At 63.5% G+C, this 14,154-nt stretch carries 12 protein-coding genes; 6 read left to right on the top strand and 6 right to left on the bottom strand.

Translation table 11 applies throughout. The features are described from left to right. Positions 1–10 precede the first annotated feature (10 nt). The 5 genes from C7G41_RS11370 to C7G41_RS11350 form a co-directional block, all read right to left on the bottom strand. Positions 11–1,000: an ABC transporter ATP-binding protein gene (locus C7G41_RS11370; RefSeq protein WP_106942639.1), complete on the bottom strand. Its 990-nt coding sequence runs from the start codon at positions 998–1,000 to the stop codon at positions 11–13. Continuing rightward, a complete protein-coding gene (locus C7G41_RS11365) occupies positions 997–1,983 on the bottom strand; it encodes an ABC transporter ATP-binding protein (protein ID WP_106942638.1) in 987 nt (328 codons plus the stop codon). Before C7G41_RS11365 ends, C7G41_RS11370 begins: the two co-directional genes overlap by 4 nt. Before the next feature lie 13 nt (positions 1,984–1,996). Continuing rightward, the gene (locus tag C7G41_RS11360; RefSeq protein WP_106942637.1) at positions 1,997–2,965 is read right to left on the bottom strand and encodes an ABC transporter permease; all 969 of its coding nucleotides are present in this window, start codon (positions 2,963–2,965) and stop codon (positions 1,997–1,999) included. Next, a complete protein-coding gene (locus tag C7G41_RS11355; RefSeq protein ID WP_106942636.1) occupies positions 2,966–3,946 on the bottom strand; it encodes an ABC transporter permease in 981 nt (326 codons plus the stop codon). 101 nt (positions 3,947–4,047) lie between these two features. Next, positions 4,048–5,646 (bottom strand): ABC transporter substrate-binding protein, encoded by a 1,599-nt coding sequence (locus C7G41_RS11350; RefSeq protein ID WP_106942635.1) that lies wholly within the window; start codon positions 5,644–5,646, stop codon positions 4,048–4,050. A 305-nt stretch (positions 5,647–5,951) separates the two neighbouring features. Between C7G41_RS11350 and C7G41_RS11345 the strand changes: the two genes are divergently transcribed. Genes C7G41_RS11345 through C7G41_RS11320 form a run of 6 tightly spaced genes read left to right on the top strand, consistent with a single transcriptional unit; the run spans position 5,952 to position 13,595 of the window. After that, positions 5,952–6,209: a DUF6489 family protein gene (locus C7G41_RS11345; RefSeq protein WP_007593837.1), complete on the top strand. Its 258-nt coding sequence runs from the start codon at positions 5,952–5,954 to the stop codon at positions 6,207–6,209. After that, on the top strand, positions 6,209–7,009 hold the full coding sequence (locus C7G41_RS11340) for an alpha/beta fold hydrolase (RefSeq protein ID WP_106942634.1): 801 nt from the start codon (positions 6,209–6,211) through the stop codon (positions 7,007–7,009). The genes C7G41_RS11345 and C7G41_RS11340 overlap by 1 nt, the downstream gene beginning before the upstream one ends. A gap of 46 nt (positions 7,010–7,055) precedes the next feature. Further along, positions 7,056–8,606: a wax ester/triacylglycerol synthase family O-acyltransferase gene (locus C7G41_RS11335; RefSeq protein ID WP_106942633.1), complete on the top strand. Its 1,551-nt coding sequence runs from the start codon at positions 7,056–7,058 to the stop codon at positions 8,604–8,606. Positions 8,607–8,616: 10 nt separating this feature from the next. Beyond that, a complete protein-coding gene (locus C7G41_RS11330) occupies positions 8,617–9,612 on the top strand; it encodes an alpha/beta fold hydrolase (protein WP_199198306.1) in 996 nt (331 codons plus the stop codon). Between the two features lie 44 nt (positions 9,613–9,656). Next, the gene (locus C7G41_RS11325) at positions 9,657–12,890 is read left to right on the top strand and encodes a bifunctional cytochrome P450/NADPH--P450 reductase (protein WP_106942631.1); all 3,234 of its coding nucleotides are present in this window, start codon (positions 9,657–9,659) and stop codon (positions 12,888–12,890) included. A 30-nt stretch (positions 12,891–12,920) separates the two neighbouring features. Beyond that, complete coding sequence (locus C7G41_RS11320; protein WP_106942630.1) at positions 12,921–13,595, top strand: spermidine synthase; 675 nt, start codon at positions 12,921–12,923, stop codon at positions 13,593–13,595. 29 nt (positions 13,596–13,624) lie between these two features. Here C7G41_RS11320 and C7G41_RS11315 read toward each other — a convergent pair whose 3' ends face one another. After that, positions 13,625–14,089, bottom strand: a complete 465-nt coding sequence (locus C7G41_RS11315) for a nuclear transport factor 2 family protein (RefSeq protein ID WP_106942629.1) — start codon at positions 14,087–14,089, stop codon at positions 13,625–13,627. Between the last annotated feature and the right edge of the window lie 65 nt (positions 14,090–14,154).

Below are 14,154 nucleotides of genomic sequence, written 5' to 3'. Positions count from 1 at the left end.
CACGCGCGCGTCACGCCGGTACCGGCGCGGTGTTGACGGCGTGGCAGGCGACGCCGTCGATCAGGCTCGGTGCTTCCTTGCGGCAGAGATCGAACGCCAGCGGGCAGCGCGGATTGAAGGCGCACCCGGACGGCGGATTGATCGGGTTCGGGATCTCGCCCTTCACAGGAATGCGCTGGCGGCCGCTCATGGCAAGATCGGGCACGGCGCCGAGCAGCATCTTGGTGTAGGGCATGCGCGGACGGGCAAACAGCTCGCGCCCTTCCGCGATCTCGACGATGCGGCCGAGATACATCACGCCGACGCGGCTCGCCATGTGGCGGACCACGGCGAGGTTGTGGCTGATGAACATGTAGGTCAGGCCGAACTTGTCCTGGAGGTCGCGCATCAGGTTCAGGATCTGCGCCTGCACGGAGACGTCGAGCGCGGAGGTTGGCTCGTCGCAGACAATGAACTCCGCGTCGGAGGCGAGCGCGCGAGCGATCGCGATGCGCTGACGCTGGCCGCCCGAGAATTCGTGCGGAAATTTCAGCCGGTCGTCGGGATGCAGGCCGACAAGGCTGAGCAATTCGCCGATCCGCGCCTGGATGTCGCGCTCACCCTCGATCAGGTCGAACGCGCGGATCGGCTCGGAGATGATGGCGTCGACCGGGAAGCGTGGGTTCAGGCTCGCATAGGGATCCTGAAAGATCATCTGGATGCGTCGGCGCAGTTTCCGCCGCGCCTGGGCCTGCCGCGGATCGGTCATCGAGATGCCGTCGATCAAGACGTTGCCGGAGCTTGGCGGCAGCAAGCCGACGACCATCCGCGCCACCGTGGTCTTGCCCGAGCCGGATTCGCCGACCAGTGCAAAGGTCTCGCCTTTCCTGATGTCGAAGGTGACGCCATCGACGGCCTTGAGATATTCGAGCTGCCCGCCTTCGAGCATGCGGTTGAGCCAGGGTTTCGAGACGTCGAAGACGCGGCGCAGATTCGTGGCCTGGACGAAGGGAGTGCTCATGCCGCGCTCTCCGCCGGCACGCTGTCGTAGAGATGGCAGGCGACCGATTGCGCGCCCCGTGGCAGCGGCTCCGGTCGCTCGACACGGCAGCGATCGAACGCCAACGCGCAGCGTGGATTGAACGAGCACCCGCGCGGAATCGCCGACAATCGCGGCATCGAGCCGGGAATTTGCACCAGGCGCTTGTCGTCGCCCGCGAGCGTCGGGATCGCGCCCATCAAGCCCTTGGCGTAGGGATGCAGCGCGTTCTGCACGACATCCTGCACCGGACCGATCTCGGCGACGCGGCCGGCATACATCACCGCAACCCGGTCGGACGTCTCGGCGATCACGCCCATATCGTGGGTCACCAGCATCACCGCAGTGCCGTGGTCGCGTCCGAGTCGCTTGATGAGCGAGATGATTTGCGCCTGCACGGAAACGTCGAGCGCGGTGGTCGGCTCGTCGGCGATGATCAGCTCCGGCTCGGCGCAGATCGCGAGCGCAATCACCACGCGCTGGCGCATGCCGCCGGAGAATTCGTGCGGATAGCCGTCGATGCGCTTTTCTGGAGCCGGGATTCCGACTTCGGCGAGCAGGTCGATGGCGCGGCGGCGGGCGGCGGTCTCGGACAGGTTCAGATGCGTTCTGATCGTCTCGATGAGCTGGTCGCCGATCTTGTACAGCGGATTGAGCGAGGTGAGGGGGTCTTGGAAAATCATGCCGATGCGTTTTCCACGCACGCGGCGCATCTCTTCCGGCGGCAGATCGTCGATGCGCAGGCCGGACAGGCGGATCTCGCCGCCCGAGATGCGGCCCGGGGAATCGATCAGGCCAATGACCGCGAGCCCGGTGACCGATTTGCCGGCGCCGGACTCGCCGACAACACCGAGCACCTCGCCTTTGGCGATGTCGAAGGAGACACTATCGATCGCGCGCAGCGTGCCCCGGCGGGAGGCGAACTCGACCTGAAGATTACGAACGGAGAGAACGGGCTCGGTCATGAACGCTGCATACTCATCGGAGTTTCGGGTTAAGCGCGTCGCGCAGCCAGTCGCCGAGCAGATTGATCGACAGGATCAGCGCCGCGAGTGCGATTCCAGGGAAGGCGACGATCCACCATTCGCCCGCGAAGAGATAGTTGTTGCCGATGCGGATCAGCGTGCCCAGCGATGGCATGGTCTCGGGCATCCCCGAGCCGAGGAACGACAGCGTCGCTTCGGTGATGATAGCGAGCGCGAGATTGATGGTGGCGATGACGAGAATCGGCCCCATCGTGTTCGGCAGAACGTGGCGCAACATGATCACCGGGGCGGGCAGGCCAATGAGCTGGGCGGCGGCGACATAGTCCTTGTTCTTCTCGACCATGACGGAGCCGCGCACGGTGCGGGCATATTGCACCCAAAAGCTCAACCCGATCGCGAAGACCAAGACAGCCAGCATGCTCATCTCGTCGAGCTTGTTGCCGAAAACCGATTTGGCGATGCCGTTGATCAGCAGCGCGATCAGGATCGCCGGGAATGAAAGCTGCACGTCGGCGATGCGCATGATCAGCCCGTCGACGGCACCGCCGAAATAACCGGCCGTCAGCCCGAGCAGGATGCCGATCGCGCCGGAGAAGACGACGCCGAGCACGCCGACGAGAAGCGAGATGCGCATGCCGTAAAGGATCGCGGACAATACGTCCCGGCCTTGTTCGTCGGTGCCGAGCAGGAACGGGCTCTGGCCGTCTGAGGTCCATAATGGCGAGATGCGCGAGTTCATCAGCTGGAGCTGCGCCGGGTCGAAGGGATTCTGGACCGATAGCACCGAGGCGAGGATCGCGAGCAGGAAGAACAGCAGCGTCACCGCCGCTGCGACCATGGTGATTTTGGAGCGGCGAAATGAATAGAACAGGTCGCTGTCGAGCGCGCGTTTGAACCAACCCGGCGCGTCGGCGCGCGGGCCGCGTTCTTCGACCTTGTGCGGGACGACGGCTTCGCTCATTCAATGTGCCCGGCTGATCGTCGAGCGCAGCCGCGGATCGACGATGGTGTAGAGGATATCAACCACGAGATTGATGGTGACGAAGATCAGGGACACCATCATCAGATAGGCGGCCATGATCGGGATATCGACATTCTGCACGGCCTGCACGAACAGCAACCCCATGCCGGGCCACTGGAACACGGTCTCGGTGATGATCGCGAATGCAATTACCGAGCCAAATTGCAGGCCGGCCACCGTGATGACGGGGATCATCGTGTTGCGCAGCGCATGACCGTAATGGATGGCGCGGGTGGTGAGGCCGCGGGCACGGGCGAAGCGGATGTAGTCGGTGCGCATGACTTCGAGCATCTCGGTGCGGACCAGCCGCATGATGAGCGTCATCTGGAATAAACCCAGCGTGATCGAAGGCATGATCAGCGCCTTCAGTCCTGATAGCGTCAGCAGACCCGTCGTCCACCAGCCGATATGTACGACGTCGCCGCGCCCGAACGAGGGCAGCCAACCGAGCGTCACCGAGAACAGGTAGATCATGAGAATGCCGATCAGGAAGGTCGGCAGCGAGATGCCGATCAGCGAGATTGCCTGGAACGCGTGTGTGAGCCAGCTGTCGCGGCGAAGCGCCGAATAGACGCCCATCAGGATGCCACAGAGCATCGCGAAGATGGTGGCGCAGACCGCGAGCTCCAGGGTCGCGGGCATTCGCTCCATCAGAAGATTGGAGACAGGCAGGCGGAACTGGTAGGAGACGCCGAACTTGAACTGCGCAGCATTGCCGATATAGCGGCCGAACTGCACGATCACGGGATCATCGAGGCCGAGCGATTTGCGGATAGCGGCGCGTTCGGCGCCGGACGTGTCCATCCCAACCATCTGGTTCACGGGATCGCCGGCGAAACGAAACATCGAGAAGGAGATGATCCCGACGGCGATCATGACACCAATGGCCTGAATGGCCCGGCGCAGTGTGAAAGCGAGCATCTGTTCCTTTCACATATCTTCAGTGGCACGCATCATTGCGTTAGCCCGAAACAGCAAGTCCCGGAAGCGAGGGCTTCCGGGACTTCACAACTTGTCGACGCCTACTCGTCCTGCTTGGTCGCCCAGTAGAGCATGACCATGTTGTCCGCACGCTGGGTCAACTTCACCTTCTTCGAGACGCCCCAGGCGAGCGCCTGCTGGTGCAGGGGGACGTAGGCCCAGTCCTTCATCGAGATCTCGAAGGCCTGCTTGATCAGGAGATCGCGCTTGCCCGTATCGGGTTCCACGAGAACCTTATCGGCGAGCTCGTCGAACTGCTTGTTGCAATAGCCGGCGAGATTGGCTTCGCCGCGGTTCGGATCCCTGGGATCGTCCCGGCAGCCCATGATGTCGTGCAGCACGTTATGGGAGTCGAGGGTATCCGGGGTCCAGCCCAGCATGAACAGCGAAGTCTTGTAGCCGCCGGGCTTCAGCACCTTGGCGAAATACAGGGCCTTGGGTTGCGCCAGCAGCTCCACTTTGAGGCCGATGCGGGCGAGCATGCCGACGACCGCCTGACATATCGCGGCGTCATTGACGTAGCGATCGTTGGGGCAGTCCATCGTGACTTCGAAACCCTCGGGATAGCCGGCGTCAGCCAGGAGCTTCTTGGCGGCGTCGGGATCGAGCTTCGGCCGGGTGAAATCCTTCGAGGCGAAGATCTCTGGTGCGACCATCAATGCGGACGGCGTAGACAGTCCGCGCATGACGCGATTCTTGATCAGGTCGATGTCGATTGCCCGGTAGACGGCTTCGCGGACGCGAACGTCCTTGAATGGGTTCTTGCCCTTGACGTTGGAGTACAAGAGCTCGTCACGCACCTGATCCATGCCGACAAAGATGGTGCGGAGTTCAGGTCCCGTCAGCACGGTGGCGTTCGGACTCGCTTTCACGCGCTCGATGTCCTGGACCGGAACCGGCTCGATCACGTCGACCTCGCCGGACAACAGCGCCGCAACACGCGTGGCGGGGTTGGCGATCGGCGTGAAGATGATCTCCTTCAGATTATGTTCCGGCTTGCGCCACCAGTTCGGATTGGCCTTGAAGACGGTCTTCACGCCCGGCTGATGGCTGTCGATCGTGAAGGCGCCGGTGCCGTTCTCATGGAGCGAGGCGTAGCTCGGGGTCGTCGCGGCGGCGGGCGTCGGTGCCACCGCATCGTTCGCCTCTGCCCATTTCTTGTCCATGATGTACCAGGTCGCCCACAGCGCCGTCAGAATGGGATTGGGCGAGGTCAGGATGAAATCGACGGTGTAATCGTCGATCTTGACCACCTTGGCATCGGCGGGAACGCGGCTCTGGAAATTCGAACCTTTCGCCCGCACGCGTTCGGCCGAGAACACCACGTCGTCCGCGGTGAAGGGGTCGCCGTTGTGGAATTTGACGTCCTTGCGCAGGTGAAAGCGCCAGCGTGTCGGCTCCGGCGTCTCCCAGCTTTCGGCGAGTGCCGGGACGATCTTCAGGTCCTTGCCGCGGGCAACCAGGCCCTCATAGACATGACCGAGATGCGCACTGGTGGTCGACTCGTTCAGCGTGTACGGGTCGAGCGACTTGAGCTCACCCTGGTTGGCGTAGCGCAGCGTCTGGCTCGACGCCGGCGAGACCGCCAACGCGAGCATACCGGCGAGCGTCGCCGCAAACAGACTTCGTCCGACTGACATTCTTGACCTCTCCACTCGCCCGCACCGTCATTTTTGATTGTTCGGCGGGGCTGATCGAACCATGTTGCCCAGAGTTCTCGACCCGTGCAAGCGCCATTCCAGCAAGGAACGCGCCAAGTTGCACCGCTGTGCAGCAATGCTGACCGGCATTGACGGGTGGATGGGCGCGGACGCGAGCGATTTTGATTGACCATATCCGCCGATCGCGGAAGCCGGAGCGCCGCCTCCGGCCTCAGGTCGCTTGCCTTGCACACCGTGTCGCGGCGATACTGCGGCCGGGCGCTCGAATCTCATCTGGAGGGGACATGAAAGTTAACATCGAAATCGACTGCACCCCCCTCGAAGCCCGTCAGTTCATCGGATTGCCCGATCTGGCACCGATGCAGACGGCGGTGATGGACAAGCTGCAGCAGCAGGTTCTGAGCAATATCGACAAGGTCTCGCCGGAATCGCTGATCCAGAGCTGGTTCACCTTCGATCCGAAGCTTGCCGAGCGGTTTCAGGACATGTTCGTCACCATGGCCGGCCTCGGCGGCACGCGTAGCGGCGATAAGAAGAAATAATGCCGCCCGGTCCGGACGGGCCGCAGACCCCAGGCCGGCTTCGTCCGCCGGGCCTTGCTTTGCTGCTCGCCGAAGCCCGTGGGTTGCTCGAACTCAACGCCAGCCTGCTGCTGTCGCCGGTCCTGATGCGGGCGCTCAAGGGCGACGGCCATCCGGTGCTGGCGCTGCCGGGCTTCCTCGCCAGCGACCTCTCGATGGCGCCGATGCGGCGCTATCTCAGCGAGCTCGGCTATGAGGCACATGCCTGGCGGATGGGCCGCAATTTCGGCGGGCTCGGACGGATGCGGGATTCGTTGCGCGCCCGTCTCGCCGAAATCCACGCCGCGAGCGGACGCAAGGTCAGCCTGGTCGGATGGAGTCTCGGCGGCATCTATGCGCGCGATCTCGCGCTCCAGGCGCCCGACATGGTCCGCAACGTCATCACGCTCGGCAGCCCCTTTGCAAATGACATACGAGCGACCAATGCGACGCGGCTCTACGAGATGATGTCCGGCGAGCGAGTGGAGGATTTCGCCGAGCTGCGCGCAGCGATCGCCGGCGATCTTCCGGTGCCGGCGACGTCGATCTATTCGCGCGCCGACGGCATCGTGAACTGGCGGACCTGCCTGCTGCGTCCCTCCGATCGTGCCGAGAACATCGAGGTGCACCTGGCGAGCCATATCGGACTTGGGGTGAATCCCGCAGCGCTGTGGGCCGTGGCGGACCGCCTTGCGCAACCGGAGGGGGAGTTCTGGCCATTTGACAGGGCAGGGCCGTTTGCCGTTGCATATGCCCCGCCGGAACAGGCAGTATCGGCCTGACGAGAAGCGCCGCCAAAGGCGCCCGTCAAATACTCGGGAGGGAACTATGGCTGACGGTAAGAAGCTGTCGTCGCTGGACGCGTCGTTTCTCTATCTGGAAACGCCGGAAATGCCGATGCATGTCGGAAGCATGGCGATCTTTCGCCTGCCGGACGACTACAAGGGCGACTTCTTCGAAGATTTCAAGGCGATGATCGTCTCGCGCCTGCACATCGCGCCGATCCTCAAAGCACGGCTGGAGAAGGCGCCGCTCGACATCGATCATCCCTCCTGGGTCGAGGACGATCAGTTCGACATCGACCGTCACATCTTCCGCGCCAGCCTGCCGCAGCCGCGCGACCGCGCCACGCTCGAACGCATCGTCGGCTGGATGCACGCCAAGCTCTTGAACCGCGCCCGCCCGCTCTGGGAGTTTTACGTGTTCGAGGGCATGAAGGACAACGAGGTCGGACTCTATTCGAAGATGCATCATGCCGCCATCGACGGCGGCGCCGGTGCGGCGCTGACCAACATGATCTACGATATCTCGCCGATCCCGCGGAAGGTCGATCCGCCGACCGCGGGAGCGAAGCCCGGGCAGGAGCCGCGCGACATCGCAGCGAACCTGGTCGATTCCTACCAGCAGCTCTTCACCCAGCCGCTCGATGCATCGGCGGCCGCGAAGAACCTGCAACTGCCGCGCACCGGCAAGAGCGACATTGGTTCGATCCTGTTCGACAATGCGATGTACCAGATCGAGAGTGCGGTGCGCTTTGCCGGCAACATCCCGACCATGGTCAAGAGCGTCTCGGACGTGCTCGGCAAGATATCCGATCCAAAATCGCGCGAGAGCCTCGCCAGCATGGTGTCCCCGCCGACCATGCTCAACAAGTCGATCTCGTCCGAGCGCAGCTTCGCCGGCGTCTCGATCTCGCTGTCGCGATCCAAGGCGCTGGCCAAGCAGGCTGGCGGCAAGCTCAACGACGTCGTGCTGGCGCTCGCCTCCGGTGTGGTCCGGCGCTACCTCCAGCAATATGCCACGCTGCCGGCAAAATCGTTGACGGCCGCGGTACCGATCTCGCTACGCGAAGAGGGCAACACCGAGGCCAACAACCAGGTGTTCGGCATGATCTGCTCGATCGCGACCAACATCGACGATCCCAAGGAGCGGCTGCAAGCCATTATCGCGCAATCGACCAAGTCCAAGGAGATGTCGCATCCGCTGCGGGCACTGATGCCGCAGATATCCAATATCTCGATGCTGGGCGCGCCGATCGTCGTGCAGATCATGGCGCTGCTCTACAGCCGCTCCGATTTGTCGGACGTGTTGCCGCCGGCTGCGAACATCACGGTGTCCAACGTACCGGGGCCGCGGCAGACGCTTTACGCCGCGGGCGCGGAGCTGTTGCACATCTTCCCGGTGTCGATCTCGACGCACGGACAGGCGCTCAACATCACCGTGCAGAGCTATCGCGACCAGCTCGATTTCGGCTTCATTGTCGGCGCCAACATCATTCCGCACGTACAGGTGATGTGCGACATGCTGCCGGAGGAGTTTGCCGCGCTGGAGGCGGCCTATGCTTCGCCCGCGGCGGACATCAAGGGCGCCGCTGAGTAGGAATGTTCCGATGATTGAAATGCCACCGCTCAAGTTCGTGCAGACGAACGGAATCCGCATGGGCTACTACGAGGCGGGCCCGGTCACGGACAAGCCGCCGATCGTGCTGTGCCATGGCTGGCCCGAGCTCGCATTTTCCTGGCGCCACCAGATCAAGGCGCTGAGCGAGGCCGGCATCCGCGTGATCGCACCGGACCAGCGCGGCTACGGCGCGACCGACCGGCCCGAGCCGGTCGAGGACTACGACATCGAGCACCTGACCGGCGATCTGATCGGACTGCTCGACCATCTTCACATCGACAAGGCGATCTTCGTCGGCCATGACTGGGGTGGCTTCATCGTCTGGCAGATGCCGCTCCGGCACATCGACCGGGTCGCCGGCGTGGTCGGCATCAATACGCCTCATACCAACCGCGCCTGGGCTGATCCGATCGAGCTCCTGCGCGCGCGCTTCGGCGAAAAGATGTATATCGTGCAGTTCCAGGACTCGGCGCGTGAGCCCGACAAGATCTTTGGCAGCCGCGTCGAGCAGACCTTCGATGCCTTCATGCGCAAGCCTGCGCCGCGCCCGGCAGATGCTCCGGCGGAGGAAGTCGTCGCGGGTGTCGGTGCCTCGCCGCGACTGAACCTGGCATTCCCGCAGATGATCGCGGGCTACGATGCGAAGCACGATCCCCGGATACCGATCCTATCGGCGGAGGAGAAGAAGGTATTCGTCGATGCCTTCACCAGGACCGGATTTACCGGCGGCATCAACTGGTACCGCAACATGTCGCGCAATTGGGTGCGCTCGGAGGGGCTCGATCATACGGTGCGCGTGCCGTCGTTGATGATCATGGCCGAGAATGATGCGGTGCTGCCGCCGTCGTCCGCAGATGGCATGGAGAAATTCATTCCCGATCTGGAAAAGTACCTGGTCCGCGATAGCGGCCATTGGACGCAGCAGGAGAAGCCGGAGGAGGTCAGCGCGAAGCTGATCGAATGGCGTAGAAGGCGGTTTGGTTAGCTCGCAACGACGGCGTTGAATACGAGGCAGGGGAAGCACTTTTAATGTCATCGAAGAACCGTCTGGACCCGATCCCGCAGCCGCCGACCAAGCCGGTGGTCGGCAACATGCTGTCGCTGGATTCGGCAGCACCGGTGCAGCATCTGACCCGGCTTGCCAAGGAGCTGGGTCCGATCTTCTGGCTCGACATGATGGGTTCGCCGATCGTGGTCGTCTCCGGCCACGATCTTGTCGACGAGCTCTCCGACGAGAAGCGTTTCGACAAGACGGTGCGCGGCGCGCTGCGGCGGGTGCGCGCGGTCGGGGGCGACGGCCTGTTCACGGCCGACACCAGGGAGCCGAACTGGAGCAAGGCGCACAACATCCTGCTCCAGCCCTTCGGCAACCGCGCCATGCAATCCTATCACCCGAGCATGGTCGACATCGCCGAGCAGCTCGTCGGCAAATGGGAACGGCTCAACGCCGACGACGAGATCGACGTCGTCCACGACATGACGGCGCTGACGCTGGATACGATCGGGCTGTGCGGCTTCGACTACCGCTTCAATTCGTTCTACCGGCGCGATTACCATCCCTTCGTCGAGTCGCTGGTACGTTCGCTCGAAACGATCATGATGACGCGCGGCCTGCCGTTCGAGCAGCTCTGGATGCAGAAGCGGCGCAAGACCATGGCTGACGACGTCGACTTCATGAACAAGATGGTCGACGAGATCATTGCGGAGCGCCGCAAGGGAGGCGAGGCGACCGACGACAAGAAGGATATGCTTGCGGCGATGATGACGGGCGTCGATCGCTCGACCGGCGAGCAACTCGACGACGTCAACATCCGCTATCAGATCAACACGTTCCTGATCGCAGGCCACGAGACCACCAGCGGCCTGCTGTCCTGCACGCTCTATGCGCTGCTCAAGCACCCCGATATTCTCAAGAAGGCCTATGACGAGGTCGATCGCGTCCTCGGTCCCAATGTCGACGTGCGTCCGACCTATCAACAGGTCACGCAGCTCACCTACATCACGCAGATCCTCAAGGAAGCGCTGCGGCTGTGGCCGCCGGCGCCGGCCTATGGCATCTCGCCGCTGAACGACGAGACGATCGGCGGCGGCAAGTACAAGCTTCGAAAGGGTACGTTCACCACCATCCTGGTGACCGCGCTGCATCGCGATCCCTCGGTCTGGGGTCCGAACCCGGATGCTTTTGACCCCGAGAACTTCAGTCGTGAGGCGGAAGCCAAGCGGCCGATCAATGCCTGGAAACCGTTCGGCAACGGCCAGCGCGCCTGCATCGGCCGCGGCTTCGCCATGCACGAGGCAGCGCTCGCGCTCGGCATGATCCTCCAGCGCTTCAAGCTGATCGACCACCAGCGCTACCAGATGCATCTGAAGGAAACGCTGACGATGAAGCCGGAAGGCTTCAAGATCAAGGTCCGTCCGCGCGCCGATCGCGAGCGCGGTGCCTATGGCGGCCCCGTGGCGGTGTCCTCGGCGCCGAAGGCTCCGCGTCAGCCCACCGCGCGTCCCGGCCACAATACGCCGATGCTGGTGCTTTACGGCTCCAATCTCGGCACCGCCGAGGAGCTGGCGACGCGGATGGCCGACCTTGCCGAGATCAACGGCTTTGCCGCGCATCTGGGGCCGCTTGACGATTACGTCGGCAAGCTGCCGCGGGAGGGCGGCGTACTGATCATCTGCGCCTCCTACAACGGTGCGCCGCCGGACAATGCGACGCAATTCGTCAAATGGCTCGGCGACGAACTGCCGAAGGATGTGTTTGCCAATGTGCGCTACGCCGTGTTCGGCTGCGGCAACAGCGACTGGGCCGCGACCTACCAGTCGGTGCCGCGCTTCATCGATGAGCAATTGTCGGCGCGCGGCGCGCGCGCGGTCTATCCGCGCGGCGAGGGCGATGCGCGCAGCGATCTCGACGGCCAATTTCAGAAATGGTTCCCGGCGGCCGCCCAGGTCGCGACCAAGGAATTCGGCATCGACTGGAATTTCACCCGTACCGCGGAGGATGATCCGCTCTACGCGATCGAGCCGGTCGCGGTGACCGCCGTCAACACCATCGTCGCCCAGGGTGGCGCGGTGGCAATGAAGGTGCTGGTCAATGACGAGCTCCAGAACAAGGCCGGTTCCAATCCGTCGGAGCGCTCGACGCGCCACATCGAGGTGCAGCTGCCGTCCAACATCAATTACCGCGTCGGCGATCATCTGAGCGTGGTTCCGCGCAACGATCCGACGCTGGTGGATTCGGTTGCCCGCCGGTTCGGCTTCCTGCCGGCCAACCAGATCAGGCTTCAGGTCGCCGAAGGCCGCCGCGCGCAATTGCCGGTCGGCGATGCCGTGTCGGTCGGCCGCCTGCTCAGCGAGTTCGTCGAGCTCCAGCAAGTGGCGACGCGGAAGCAGATCCAGATCATGGCGGAGCACACGCGTTGTCCGGTCACGAAACCAAAACTGCTTGCCTTCGTTGGCGAGGAGCCTGAAACACTCGAGCGCTATCGCAGCGAGATTCTGGGCAGGCGAAAATCGGTGTTCGATCTGCTGCTCGAATATCCGGCCTGCGAATTGCCGTTCCATGTCTATCTGGAGATGCTCTCGCTGCTGGCGCCGCGTTATTATTCGATCTCGTCTTCGCCGTCGGTCGACCCGGTTCGGTGCAGCGTCACGGTTGGCGTGGTTGAAGGACCGGCCGCCTCCGGCCGCGGCATTTACAAGGGTATCTGCTCGAACTATCTCGCCAATCGGCGCGCGGGCGACGTCATCCATGCAACCGTGCGTGAGACCAAGGCCGGCTTCCGGCTCCCGGACGATCCATCCGTGCCGATCATCATGATCGGCCCGGGCACGGGACTGGCGCCGTTCCGCGGCTTCCTCCAGGAGCGCGCCGCGCGCAAGGCGAAGGGCGCCGCGCTCGGTCCCGCCATGCTGTTTTTCGGCTGCCGTCATCCCGATCAGGATTTTCTCTATGCGGACGAGCTGAATGCGCTGGCGGCGAGCGGCATCGCCGAGCTGTTCACGGCGTTCTCGCGCGCGGAGGGCCCGAAGACCTATGTGCAGCACGTCCTCGCTGCGCAGAAGGACAAGGTCTGGCCGCTGATCGAGCAGGGCGCGATCGTCTATGTCTGTGGCGACGGCAGCAAGATGGAGCCCGACGTAAAGGCGGCGCTGGTCGCGATCCATCGCGAGAAGAGCGGCAGCGATGCCGCGACGGCTGCGCGCTGGATCGAAGAAATGGGCGCCAAGAACCGCTATGTGCTGGACGTTTGGGCGGGAGGGTGATTGTTCGCCCGATCGTGCTAAAGCTCTCGCATGATTCCCTGGGAAAAGATCGATACGGCCAAAATCCCCGGCTCCGATGAAGAGCTTCGCCTGATGCGGCGAGGCAAGGAGTTTTCCATCAAGCTCGGCACCAACGAGCTGATGAACAACCGCCTGTCGGGCTCGGAAGCCGCGCTCGCGACGCTTGCGGCGAAGCAGATCGAGGCGGTCGCAAAACCCGTCGTCCTTATCGGCGGCCTCGGCATGGGCTTTACGCTGCGCGCGGCGCTCACCGTGCTCGGAAGCCAGGCGAAGGTCGTGGTCTCCGAGCTCGTGCCGGCGGTGGTCGCCTGGGCGCGGGGCCCGATGGCGCAGGTGTTCGGCGACAGCCTCGATGATGTCAGGGTGAGCATCCGGGAAACCGACGTCGGCGACATCATCCGGGCGAAGCGGTCGGCCTTCGACGCCATTCTCCTCGACGTCGACAACGGGCCGGAAGGGCTGACCCGGAAAGGCAACGATGCGCTCTACAATGCGAGCGGGTTGAAGGCGGCGAAGACGGCGCTGCGGCCGGGCGGCGTGCTCGCGGTCTGGTCCTCGGGACCCAATCCGGCCTTCACCAAGCGGCTCGGGAGCGCCGGCTTCGACGTCAACGAAGTCAATATCCGCGCCACCGGAAGAGGCGGCGGCGCGCGTCACGTGATCTGGATGGCCAGGAAGAGCTAGGCCCTCTGCGCAGCCACCAGTTCAATCCCTCAGAACATCGTGTTGTTGTTCGCGGGAGTTTCGGGGATGGCCTGCACGACGTCCCAGTGTTCGACGACCTTGCCGTTCTCCAGCTTGAAGATGTCGACGATCGCGTTGCCCCTGCTGCCGGGCTCGCGAACGGCGTGAACGTGCAGGATGACGTAGTCGCCATCCACGAAGCTGCGCTTGATCTCGCTGTGCGAGTTCGGGAATTTCTCGCGCAGGAAGCCGATGAACTTTCGGAAGCCGTCCGGACCATCGGCCGCGTTTGGATTGTGCTGGACGTAGCGGTCGCCGACATAGGCGAGGGCTGCATCGGCGTCCTTTTGGTTGAGCCCCTTCTCGTAGAACGCAAGGACAGTCTTGCGATTGGCTTCTTCTTGCGCGCTGCCCGCCATCGCGGCGCCGCTGGCGAGGGACAGCGTGAGGACTGAAGCAGCGACGATCGCGGCCGACCGGACGATGTGATGCATGTGGACTCCGAGAGGCGGTAGCCTCTTTGTTGGCGATTGAGGTTCTCGGCGCTTGAAGGAGGCCC

It is taken from the genome of Bradyrhizobium sp. MOS002, assembly GCF_003020115.1.
In the GTDB taxonomy this organism is placed as follows: domain Bacteria; phylum Pseudomonadota; class Alphaproteobacteria; order Rhizobiales; family Xanthobacteraceae; genus Bradyrhizobium.
Note: the sequence above shows the minus strand (reverse complement) of the source record. Positions and strands in the feature narration are given on the sequence as shown.

Excerpts from the sequence above, each read along its gene's own strand:
- C7G41_RS11365 (WP_106942638.1), bottom strand. The coding sequence starts at position 1,983 with ATGACCGAGCCCGTTCTCTCCGTTCGTAATCTTCAGGTCGAGTTCGCC.
- C7G41_RS11355 (WP_106942636.1), bottom strand. The coding sequence starts at position 3,946 with ATGCTCGCTTTCACACTGCGCCGGGCCATTCAGGCCATTGGTGTCATG.
- C7G41_RS11330 (WP_199198306.1), top strand. The coding sequence starts at position 8,617 with ATGATTGAAATGCCACCGCTCAAGTTCGTGCAGACGAACGGAATCCGC.
- C7G41_RS11325 (WP_106942631.1), top strand. The coding sequence starts at position 9,657 with ATGTCATCGAAGAACCGTCTGGACCCGATCCCGCAGCCGCCGACCAAG.
- C7G41_RS11370 (WP_106942639.1), bottom strand. The coding sequence starts at position 1,000 with ATGAGCACTCCCTTCGTCCAGGCCACGAATCTGCGCCGCGTCTTCGAC.
- C7G41_RS11345 (WP_007593837.1), top strand. The coding sequence starts at position 5,952 with ATGAAAGTTAACATCGAAATCGACTGCACCCCCCTCGAAGCCCGTCAG.
- C7G41_RS11315 (WP_106942629.1), bottom strand. The coding sequence starts at position 14,089 with ATGCATCACATCGTCCGGTCGGCCGCGATCGTCGCTGCTTCAGTCCTC.
- C7G41_RS11350 (WP_106942635.1), bottom strand. The coding sequence starts at position 5,646 with ATGTCAGTCGGACGAAGTCTGTTTGCGGCGACGCTCGCCGGTATGCTC.
- C7G41_RS11360 (WP_106942637.1), bottom strand. The coding sequence starts at position 2,965 with ATGAGCGAAGCCGTCGTCCCGCACAAGGTCGAAGAACGCGGCCCGCGC.
- C7G41_RS11320 (WP_106942630.1), top strand. The coding sequence starts at position 12,921 with ATGATTCCCTGGGAAAAGATCGATACGGCCAAAATCCCCGGCTCCGAT.
- C7G41_RS11335 (WP_106942633.1), top strand. The coding sequence starts at position 7,056 with ATGGCTGACGGTAAGAAGCTGTCGTCGCTGGACGCGTCGTTTCTCTAT.
- C7G41_RS11340 (WP_106942634.1), top strand. The coding sequence starts at position 6,209 with ATGCCGCCCGGTCCGGACGGGCCGCAGACCCCAGGCCGGCTTCGTCCG.